At 58.4% G+C, this 10,005-nt stretch carries 7 protein-coding genes and 4 pseudogenes; 8 read left to right on the top strand and 3 right to left on the bottom strand.

The features are described 5' to 3' along the window. Positions 1-1,191: pseudogene (locus tag CO676_RS33445) on the bottom strand (ISL3 family transposase); the annotation flags it as partial. Between the two features lie 310 nt (positions 1,192-1,501). Here CO676_RS33445 and CO676_RS33440 point away from each other — a divergent pair. Both CO676_RS33440 and CO676_RS33430 read left to right on the top strand, forming a co-directional pair. Beyond that, positions 1,502-3,553 (top strand): acetate--CoA ligase family protein, encoded by a 2,052-nt coding sequence (locus tag CO676_RS33440; RefSeq protein WP_179875758.1) that lies wholly within the window; start codon positions 1,502-1,504, stop codon positions 3,551-3,553. 521 nt (positions 3,554-4,074) lie between these two features. Further along, a pseudogene (locus tag CO676_RS33430) lies at positions 4,075-4,191 on the top strand (IS110 family transposase); the annotation flags it as partial. Positions 4,192-4,231: 40 nt separating this feature from the next. Here the strand turns inward: CO676_RS33430 and CO676_RS33425 are convergent. Together CO676_RS33425 and CO676_RS33420 are read right to left on the bottom strand one after the other, a co-directional pair. Beyond that, positions 4,232-4,495, bottom strand: coding sequence for a helix-turn-helix domain-containing protein (locus CO676_RS33425; RefSeq protein WP_097524210.1), 264 nt, complete (start codon positions 4,493-4,495; stop codon positions 4,232-4,234). Positions 4,496-4,875: 380 nt separating this feature from the next. Then, complete coding sequence (locus CO676_RS33420) at positions 4,876-5,751, bottom strand: LysR substrate-binding domain-containing protein (protein WP_097524209.1); 876 nt, start codon at positions 5,749-5,751, stop codon at positions 4,876-4,878. 142 nt (positions 5,752-5,893) lie between these two features. Here CO676_RS33420 and CO676_RS33415 point away from each other — a divergent pair, with 142 nt between their 5' ends. The 6 genes and pseudogenes from CO676_RS33415 to CO676_RS33375 all read left to right on the top strand — a co-directional run. Continuing rightward, positions 5,894-6,280, top strand: coding sequence for an ectoine synthase (locus CO676_RS33415; protein WP_097524208.1), 387 nt, complete (start codon positions 5,894-5,896; stop codon positions 6,278-6,280). Between the two features lie 1,155 nt (positions 6,281-7,435). Beyond that, complete coding sequence (locus tag CO676_RS33400; protein ID WP_097524205.1) at positions 7,436-7,822, top strand: transposase; 387 nt, start codon at positions 7,436-7,438, stop codon at positions 7,820-7,822. A 247-nt stretch (positions 7,823-8,069) separates the two neighbouring features. Further along, positions 8,070-9,308, top strand: coding sequence for a site-specific integrase (locus tag CO676_RS33395; protein WP_097524204.1), 1,239 nt, complete (start codon positions 8,070-8,072; stop codon positions 9,306-9,308). Continuing rightward, positions 9,305-9,478 carry a hypothetical protein gene (locus CO676_RS33390; protein ID WP_245424642.1) on the top strand — a complete coding sequence of 58 codons (174 nt, stop codon included), beginning with the start codon at positions 9,305-9,307 and terminating at the stop codon, positions 9,476-9,478. Before CO676_RS33395 ends, CO676_RS33390 begins: the two co-directional genes overlap by 4 nt. A 239-nt stretch (positions 9,479-9,717) precedes the next feature. Continuing rightward, positions 9,718-9,849, top strand: a pseudogene (locus CO676_RS33380) (transposase domain-containing protein); the annotation flags it as partial. Further along, positions 9,850-9,948: pseudogene (locus CO676_RS33375) on the top strand (3-keto-5-aminohexanoate cleavage protein); the annotation flags it as partial. It lies immediately after the preceding pseudogene. Between the last annotated feature and the right edge of the window lie 57 nt (positions 9,949-10,005).

Raw genomic sequence — 10,005 nt, 5'->3', positions numbered from 1 at the left:
CGGTAATGATATCGCGAGCCGCAATAAGCAGCGGGCCGCCGCTTTCGATCGCGGCGATGGTTGTCTCTGTTGGTTGTTAAGAGGCGAGCGGTCCATTCACTCACGACTCGGCGCGAACCGCGAAAGCCCTGTATTCTCAAACGCCGCCGTTCCGCCTGCCGGCAGCCGATTGTGCGTCGAGCCACTCCAGATACATTTCCAACGAACTTTCTCGAGACCGAAAGACATCGTTTCGTTGCCCTCTGAGCACCTGGGACCAAGCCGCGGCTGTGACCGGTGCGCCGCACGATTTCCTTGATCGTCATGCCGTCCTTCGACAGCACCATGATGGCCGCGTTGGTCTGCTCCCGTCTGAGATAACCTTCGTATTGAAGGCGTTCGACCGCGGTCAGCAGCGTGGGATCGACGCGCGTTGCACCGAGCGTCTTGCGGAGTTGCCGCATCGATTTGCGGACCGCGTCCAGGAATGCACGGCTGGCATTTTCCATCAAGTGCCATCGATCAGCGACCTGCACGGCATCCGGCAATGCCCTTGCTGCCGCCAGCCCGTAAGCGCCGCCACGGTCGCGGGCAACGATTTGGATTTTGGGGTTCCGTCGCAGCCAAGCCTCCGCCGGTCGCTGGCTCGCGGTCTGGCAGCAGACTGACCGGCCTCCGCCTTTCCAGATCACACACGATCGTGCCGTAGCGATGATTGCGACGCCAGGCCCAATCATCGATGCCAATTACCGAGGGTGGGGCTGATGGCGGAAGGCCCTGCCTGCGGATGACGCGCAGCAGAGTGTCGTTGCTGGCCGGTAGCATCAGCCGCTGGGCAAAACGCGCCGCCGGGCGTCCGCCAAGCGCGAGCGCCAAATGGTGGACAACATGCTGGAGGCTTCCAGTTCGTCTAGCATAGGGCGGCAGCACATCGCCGAACCGCTCAGCAAATATCTGTTTCCCACGAAGCACGGAATCACAAGCGAACCTACGAGTGCCAACGAGAAGCTTGACGCGCCTTCCTGAAAGGGGAAGGTCCGCGACTGGCGGCAATAGCGACTTCGGACCGTTCGAGACATTCGTCCGCACGCTGGACAAGCTGCCGTCACACTGGTTCGGGAAAGCAGATGCAGGTTCATCGTCAATGTGGGTGATGCGTTTAGCAATGAAGCCAGCCGGTACCAAATCAGAAGCGCAGAGCTTCGTGCTCATCAGGCTGATTCTTTTGTGAAACCAGCAACGCAGCATCGTTACAACTGCATCAAAAATGAGTCGCAGCCAAAGTTCAGTGCCGAAACACACACTTCCTCGCGTCTCGCGGCTTCGACTCCGACGTTGTCAACTCCTCGGGGTAAGCGGTTACTCCGAGGCTCCACGTCGGTAATGTCTTCGCGGCATGGGCGATCCATGGGGCCAAAACCCCGAAATTGGGTGGCAACGCTCGCCGCAACGATAACGGAACATACCCGTGAGCCCGCATGGGCCGTGACCCACTATTAGTTCAACGCAAAGCGAGATGATAATGAAAATCACAGGAAACGATCTCAACGCACTCGACGGATTGTTCAATCCCCGGTCTGTGGCGTTAGTTGGTGCATCGTCGACGCCGGGCAAGTGGGGGCATGAGTACGCTCGCCAATTGCTCGCCGGTGCTGAAAGGCGGCGCATCTATCTCATAAATCTCCGCGGTGAAGTGATATTTGGACAACCTTCCCACACATCTTTGGGTGCGCTTCCCGAGGCACCCGAACTCGCCGTCATTTGCGTACCAGCGGCAAATGTTTCCCGTATTGTGCAAGAGGCTCTTGAGCTGGGGACTCGTTACTTTGTGTGCACTGCGGCAGGCTTCGGTGAGATCGGCGATGAAGGTCGCCGCTTGGAAGTCGAGCTTCGCGAGAAAATACGAGTAGCTGGTGCAAGGCTCGTTGGTCCGAATTGCATCGGCTTGTACGACGCGGCTGCCAAACTCGCCTGCACGGCATTCTGGACCCTCACACCCGGGCAGGTTGGAATCATTTCCCAAAGTGGCGGTCTGATCCTAGAACTTGGACTTCGCCTGCCTCCTTTAGGTCTGGGCATCTCGCGGGCTGTATCGGTTGGGAACCAAGCTGATCTCTCAGTCGCAGAGTTCATTGAGGCGTTTGCGGTCGACCCAAACACACGTGTGGTTGTAGCATATGTCGAGGAGTTTCGCGGCGGTCGTCGCTTGTTCCAAGCTATTGAACGCGCGCGGAAGATGGACAAGGAAGTCGTTCTCGTAGTTGCCCGCGCATGCGAGGCGGTAGGCAGAAGTGTCGCCTCCCATACGGGCTCGACGGTCTCCAGCGAAGATGTATTGGCTAGCATATGCGCCGAGCTTGACGTCATTCGCGTTCGCAGCGTCGGTGATCTTCTCTTGGCACTCCGAGGTTTGAAAGCACCCGGTCGAACGAAAGGCAAACGAGTAGCTGTGGTGGCCGATGGAGGGGGCCCTGCTACGCTTGCAACCGACGCCTGCATCACGGAGGGGTTTGAGGTTCCCGCGTTCTCACCGACACTTGCTGCTAAGCTTGCGGAACTCACCCTTCCAAATTCCGCAGTCGGAAATCCGGTTGATATCGTTGGTGCTCTTGATCTTGGCATTTTTGAGCCGGTCATCAGCGCCATAGCCTCGTCCAGCGAGGTGGATGCGATTCTTCTGAATGGGGCGTTCAACAATCTGGCGGGTGGAGCGGCCGAAGCAGAAGCCACTGTCGCTGCCAACTTCCTCAACATCTGCAAAGGGTCTGAGGTTGCGCTGGCTGTTGCAAGCATGATGACAGACGAGCCGGCAATGGTGAAGTTTGCGGCAGATCGGGTGCCAGTTTTCGATTTTCCGGTCGAGGCCGCGCGAAGTTTGGCGCTTGGCCGCATGCGCCGCCCATCGCGGCAATTGCCGAAGACTGAGTCATCAACCGCGTACGTTGGGGGGACAGATTACTTGGCAAGTCGAAATGCGCTTGCCGTTAGTGGAGTAGAATTCACACGAGCAGTAGATGCAGCAGATTTCGAGGAGGCCGCGGCGGCCGCAAGTTCCATCGGATATCCCGTGGTCCTGAAGGCTCTGGGCAGCTTGCATAAGAGCGATGCTGGAGCAGTCGTCCTCGGGGTTCCTAATGAAGCGACTCTTCGAGCTAAGATCGAAAATCTTACCAAGCAACTCAAGCCAACTGGCTTCAGCGTTGAGGAAATGGTCGTTGAGCGGGACGGTGTGGAATTACTGATTGGAGGCGTTCGTGATCCGAATTTCGGAGCAACAGTTGTGGTAGGCGCGGGCGGCACGAAGACTGAAATCTGGCGTGACCGCGTGATTGCGCTTGCACCGGTCGATGAGATAATCGCCAAGCGTATGCTAACCTCCTTGCGCATTGCGCCACTGTTCGCAGGCTTTCGTGGCAGTTCACCACTTGACGTGCCTGGCGTTGTTCGGGCAGTTGCGGCGGTTTCGCGCTTTATGTCAGGGCACCACAACGTAATCGAAGCCGAGATCAACCCGTTGGTTGTCGGTCCCACTCGATGCGTCGCGGTCGATGCGAGAATTGTTACGGCCCAATAGAGGCGATAAGCGTGGAATACGTGCTCTAGGCAGAGAAGAGGGCCGTCGCCAAGTCGGTGAGAACAATGCTCGGCCAGTCGTGAGCAATCCGGCGAAGTCGTCGTGGAGTCGAGTGATGTGCGTGTTTAAGTGATCGAGGATCTTGCGCGCTGTTGCTTCGCGTTCTGTCGCCCTCGAGGGTGATTACAATGGGCGTTGTGAGCGATCGCTTGTCCGCCTTGATGGTCGCTTTCGCCGCTCATAACAAGGTGACTCCGTGCAGCTACGCATCCTCGATTGCTTCGGAACCCACTGCGTCACCAAGATACGCATCCCCTTGCTGAGAAGTGAGGCGAACTAGATGTTCTGTCTATATGGACGTCAATAAAGACAGTGTGAGAGCCATGGATTTAATGAGAGAGAAGCGGCCGCAAGTTAGATGGTATAACCAGCCAGGTTTGGATGTCTGGTGGTCGTCCCTCACAATGATGGTGTCGCGGAGTCAGGAATGGCCTGCTCCATAGCATCACGGAGAGACGACCATGAAGCAGTATGCCGGAATCGATGTCTCGTTGGAATATTCAAGTGTATGCGTGATGGATGCGGATGGCCGCATCGTGCGTGAAGCAAAGGTACGTAGCGAGCCCGATGCGCTGATCGCCTCTGCGCATGATGCCTCGGGCGAGCTGAGAGTTTGCGTTAGCCCATCGAGCGAACTTCGCGGCCCAAGCTCTGCTCGCTCAGCGAGACACGGATTTCCCCCCAAAGCCATTGGGCCAGGTCGCACAGACGCCAGCGCACGACGCCATCGAGATAGGGTGTGGGACCACGCTCGATGGCTTGTGCCAAGGCCGCACGTTGATCGTCGTTCAGCAACGATGGTTTGCCCGGAGCCCTGCCGTCGATCAAACCGTCTGAGCCACGTGCGTTGAACCGCGCCACCCAGTCACGCACGATCTGCACCGTGACTCTGCCCGGCCGACCAGCATCAGCACGAGAGCCACCATATCAATCGACGCCAGCGCCAACAGACGACGCATCTGACTGGCATCCTTTGTCTGCCGTGCCAGAAGACGCAGCCCATCCCCGTCAAGGTCTAACCGCAATGAAATCGCTGAACCCATCGCAATCCTTCTGTTTGCGCTATCGATTCAGATTCGCCCGCTTTTGGGAATCCAGAGAGTCAGCATCAATGAGGGGCGGTATAAGTACCGTCGTCTCCGCGGGTAGTTCTCATGCTCAGTGCTTCGTTCCGGAAGATCCCTCTTTCCAGGGATTTAGCTGCACTCTGCCGAGCGCAAGCCAATCGGATATGAACGGAGCCAGCTAAAAATCAGCTCGCTCTAGCGTGCTGCCGGATCCACGACCTGTTGGAACCAGCCGCAGAAGGCAGCCACCGCCTTGTGCCGCGCTGCCTTGGTGATCAGGAAGTAGCTTTCCTCGTCGAGAACCGTGATGTCCGAGAGTACGACGAGATTGCCGTTTTTGATTTCTCGCCTGCACACCTCGACCGGACAAAGCGCAACGCCGTGGCCGGCGATGGCCGCCGTCGCGAGTAGGTTGAAGTCCTGAAACACCGGACCTGTTGGCGTTCGATCCGGCTGGAGGCCTGCCTTGGCGAACCACTGCTCCCAGTGGGTCATGGTCTCGTCGTGCAGGAGGTCCGCTTTTGCAATCTGTTCTGCATTCGTGAGCTCGCCTTTTCCTTCGAGATAGCGCGGGCTAGCGACCGGTTTGTTCGCCCGCGAAAATAGCCGCCTGCAGAGAACTCCGTCCGAGGTGTCCGCGCCGAGCGTGATCAGCACGTCACAACCGGTTTCGCGTAGGCGCTGCGCTGCCATGGCATAGACCACCTTGACCATGATGTCGGCATGCGTCGCAAGGAAATCGCGAAGCGCCGGGATCAGCCAGCGGGTTGCGATCGAGGGAATACAGGCGACGGTGATCTCCGATTTCGTCCTCAGCCTCAGGGCTTCTGCTTCGGCGGCAATGCGGTCCAAACTTGTGGAAAGCGCTTCCGCGAGCCGTTCGGCCTCCGGGGCTAGGCGGACGCCGCGCTTTTCTCGCAAAAACAGGGGACGGCCGAACCATTCCTCCAGTTGCCGGATCTGATGGCTCACGGCGGCGTGCGTCACATGCAGTTCGTCGGCGGCCCGGGAAAAGCTGGCGAGACGGGCCGCTGCTTCGAAGACCCGCAAGGGACCAAGCGGTGGCAGCATATGTAAAACGTCCTCAACTATCAGGTTAGGAATCGTCATTTGTTAGCCGCAGGAATCCAGCGGATAAGGAACTCCTGCCGAGATCGATCTGAACTCGCATCGACGCAATTGTCAAAATTTTCTTACATCGGGAGAGAGCGTAATGTTCGTGCGTAGCCTGCAAGATGTCGAAGCCACCGATTATTTTGTAGAATGGGGCAGCGGTACCAGCCACCGGCTGCTGACGGAAAAGGACGGCATGGGCTTTACCGTTTGTCATACGGTGGTGCGTGCCAACACCACCTCATTGCTTGAATATCGCAACCATCTGGAGGCCTGCTACTGCATCGGCGGTGAAGGCGAGGTCGAGGATATGGAGGGCAATGTCTTCCCCATCCGCAAGGGTGACATCTACGTGCTCGATAAGCATGACAAGCATTACCTTCGTGGCGGCCGTGACCAGGACCTGATCCTCGTCAGCGTCTTTAATCCGCCACTCAAGGGCACTGAGCGCCACAACCTGAATAACTCATCCAGTTCGGCCTACTAACAAAGACAGCCGGCTTAAGCTGAAAAAATAAAGAGGGCTGAATCCTATGTACTCAGCCCTTTTTGAGTTTTTTACGTGCCGCGCTGGCCGCCGCCGAGGCCCATCGCTACCATTCTGCCGCACCTCCGCCTGTGAGCCGAGGATCGGGCCCACTTCGACCTTAGTCAACACTTAATGTTCGGGCCATTCGCCATGATGGCGTCAAATTGTCTTTTGCTCCAGTCGGGTGGAACGGGCGGCGGCCCATGGCTAAGGCTGCTCGCCTTGAGATCGATTATCAAGAGCGGACTATTCAGAGTGGCCTCCTCTGACCACCAAGCTTCCGCCATCGAACGGGAGCGCAATTCCGATGACCGACTTTGCGGCCTCACTGCATGCATATATCCGTCAGAAAGTAGTTCCGTGCAGCCTCTTCGAACAAATATTGGAGCTCCGCGGCCACCAGCAGCAGCGCCTCGAGGCGCGATAAACACCGGCGTCACAGGCGCCGGCAAGCGCCGCGCCCAAACGTTTGCGATCTGCCTCGTAGAGCCAAGTCCCCGGGGGAATGATCATGTCGTTGCATGCTCCCCAGGGAACACCCGCAGTTCCTGCGTTTCAGGTCTTGTGGCGACCTACTTACCAGGCGGCCCTAGCGCGGCCGCAGCGAGCACGTCGCGACAGCGAGAGATTCGCCGGAGATAGAACCAAGTGAACACTACAATTTCTAAAGTTACCTGCGTCGGCGCCGGCCTTATTGGTGCCGGATGGGCTGCGCATTTCATGCGAGCAGGCTTGGACGTCACCGTCTACGACGTGTCGGCTGAACGTGGTGCACCAGATGGCTGCCAAATCACACGGGCTGCCTATTGAGGCAATCAGGCAGACGGCTCTCGATCAGACTTCAATGCGGAGACTGGTGAGTATACATGAGATCGCAAGTATGATCGTGTATCTCTGCAGTCCTCAGGGGCGGATCATTTCAGGACAGTCGATCGCGATTGACGGCCACACCCGCGAGGTCTTTATCACTTGTGCTGTGACCGGTGCGGGAGATACTGCATCGAAGTCCCCTAACATACCTCGTTGGCAAAAGAAAGTAAGCGCGTAGGTTACCCCACGTATCTTTGAGGCTGCTGAACGCGCATTCTCTGCATGAGTCATGCGGAGAAACCTATGAGCGACAGTGTGAATCATCATCGAACATTCGAGGTCATGACGGCGGAGCCGGTGCAGTCTCGACGCAAGCCGCGTCATTGGACGGATGAAGAGAAGGCACAGCTTGTCGCCGACGCGCTCTCGCCGGGAGCCAATGTGTCGGCGATTGCGTGGTCTCAGGGACTGGATCCGTCGCAGCTCTATGCGTGGCGTCGCAAGGCGCTTTCGTCGGGAATGGTTGCGCCATTGACGGAGGGATCAAGCGCGCCAGTCAAGTTCACGCGCTTTGATGCGGTGGGCAGCTCGATGGTGGAAATCGTCGTGGGCGATGTCGTGGTGCGCGCCGGCGTCGATGTCGATCCCGATCACCTGGCCAAGATTCTCCGGGTGGTCCGCAAGGCATGATCGCGTCCGGAGTTGTGGTTTACGTGTCGTGCCAGCCGGTCGACTTCCGCAAGGGAGCCGCGTCTTTGATGGCGCTGGTGCGGGACGGCGGCCTCGACCCGTTCTTATGTGTCGAGCGAGATTATGTGGCGGAGGCCGTCTCGGCGCCAGCCGTGGCCCGTCAAATCTGGAATTCTCCGCCACATAATATTTCGTGCCTCTCGGATGGGTGTGGGATCCCCCTGCGCCGCTACTCCGGAGGGGCAAGATGCTCGAGTTCTATTTTTCGTATGGTGGGGTGCTCAAGCGCCTGCGTAGTGGTGCGCTCGGTGGCGAGATGGATCGCCTCGCGGAGCATTTTTTCAGACTTGGTTACAAACGAGCGTCGGCCAAGATTTATCTGAGCCGAATTGCGCCCTTTAGCCGGTTTGCCGGGACGCGCTGCGGTTCGATGCCGATCCATCAAGATGTCGTCGATAGCTATTTGCGCACGTTTCCCACGGATACGCCACGCATTGGAGCTATGTCGGCGCTAGGACACGCACGGCGAGTGGCTCCGGAGCGGTTCATTATTTCTGTTCCAAGGGAAGAGGATAATCAGGATGCTCCGCTTCTGGCCTCCTTTTCGGACTATCTGCATAGAATGCGGGGGCTGGAGCCGAACACCCGCGAAGGCGTTCTTCTGGGCGGCCGCCGCTTTCTGGATTGGTTCCGCCATCACCATCCCGACCAGGACCTCGAGGCGTTGACGGCTGAGCAGGTCCTTGCTGCTGTCGAGCATCGGCTGTCGCTATCGGCAACCTCCGGCAGTCGCACGGCAGCGACTTCTCACATTCGAACATTTCTTCGGTTTTTATATTGGGCTGGTCGCCATCACCAAGATCTCGCCCGCGTCGTCCCAAGGACGCCCTCTTGGCGTTTGGCGCATTTGCCGCCGCGCCTTGCATGGGATGACGTTCGGCACGCGATCGATGCAATCGGCGCAACGACGCCGGTCGGCATCCGCGATCGAGCCGTCCTGCTGCTGCTCGCCACCACGGGCATTCGCAACGGCGAGTTACGCGCCATTCGGCTGCGGGATATCGACTGGCGTACTGGCGAGGTTTCTGTCCGGCGGACCAAGGGCAAGCGTGATCGGGTGGTGCCACTCCTCGAGGAGACTGGCGCCGCACTCGCCGATTACATCCTGCGCGCTCGACCGAAGGTGGATAGTCCGTATCTGTTCCTGTCGTTCACGCCGCCGATGGGACCGTTCAAGTGTGCGGCGCCTGTTTCTAGGATCGTGCGGAAGTGTTTGCGGCATGGCGGGGTCGAACTCGGGCGGGTCGCAGGTGCGCATCTCCTGCGCCACAGCCTTGCTACCCAGCTTGTCGGGCAGCGACGGCCGATCAACGAGGTCGCCGATCTTCTTGGTCACCGGAGCATCAACACAACGGCGCTGTACGTGAAGGTTGCGGCCTCGCAGCTTGCCGAGGTCGCACTCCCCTTTCCGGGAGGCGCGGCATGACCGCCTTTGCCCGATTCCTCGGCGAGAAGGCTGAGCGCTACATTGAACTGCGCCAATCGCTCGGCTACTCTTTCAGCAAACAAGCCGGCACGTTGCGGGCTTTCGTCCGCTACGCGGCAAAGGGCGCAGAGACCGTGTCATCCCCATCCATGCGATGGAAACGACGCTGACCTATCTTCATGCACATCTTGAACTGAAGGTATCCGCGCTCGCAAAGCTGAAGCCGTACGAACGCGCCAAGGCCGAGCGATTTCGACCAAGCGACCGGCTTCTGGAATTCCTGAATGCCCTCTGAGCATGAGAACTATGCCGAGTGCCTACAACAAATCTCCAGCGGAAACGGCGAGAAAGGCGCGTTTCAACTGATGTGTTGGAAGAGGTGCTCGGCATAGTTCGCCGGTCGGCATAAACCTGCAAAATGAATGGCGTCGATCCGCTCGACGGGCTCTCCCAAACCTTGACCCGCATTGCTCAAGGCTGGCCCGCATCCGAAATCGAAGCGCTCATGCCCTGGAACTTCAAGCCTGACGCTATCGGCTGACCGCTTACGAAAGAAATCGCAGCGGCCGCCGTCGAGGCTGCTAAGGCGGGTGCTGCAGTCGCTCACATTCATGTTCGCGATCCTGAGACCGGGGCGGCTTATAGTGCAGACGGGAGGCGGTGACCGGTTCGTATTGCGCTTCAATATGTGAATATG

Origin of the sequence: Sinorhizobium sp. BJ1, from assembly GCF_002531555.1 — a bacterium.
Classification (GTDB): Bacteria; Pseudomonadota; Alphaproteobacteria; order Rhizobiales; family Rhizobiaceae; genus Sinorhizobium; species Sinorhizobium fredii_B.
The sequence above is the reverse complement of the archived record's forward strand: the minus strand, read 5'-3'. Positions and strand labels throughout refer to the sequence as shown.

Coding starts and splice junctions, on each gene's coding strand:
- CO676_RS33440 (WP_179875758.1), top strand. CDS start 1,502: ATGAAAATCACAGGAAACGATCTCAACGCACTCGACGGATTGTTCAAT.
- CO676_RS33420 (WP_097524209.1), bottom strand. CDS start 5,751: ATGCTGCCACCGCTTGGTCCCTTGCGGGTCTTCGAAGCAGCGGCCCGT.
- CO676_RS33415 (WP_097524208.1), top strand. CDS start 5,894: ATGTTCGTGCGTAGCCTGCAAGATGTCGAAGCCACCGATTATTTTGTA.
- CO676_RS33400 (WP_097524205.1), top strand. CDS start 7,436: ATGAGCGACAGTGTGAATCATCATCGAACATTCGAGGTCATGACGGCG.
- CO676_RS33395 (WP_097524204.1), top strand. CDS start 8,070: ATGCTCGAGTTCTATTTTTCGTATGGTGGGGTGCTCAAGCGCCTGCGT.
- CO676_RS33390 (WP_245424642.1), top strand. CDS start 9,305: ATGACCGCCTTTGCCCGATTCCTCGGCGAGAAGGCTGAGCGCTACATT.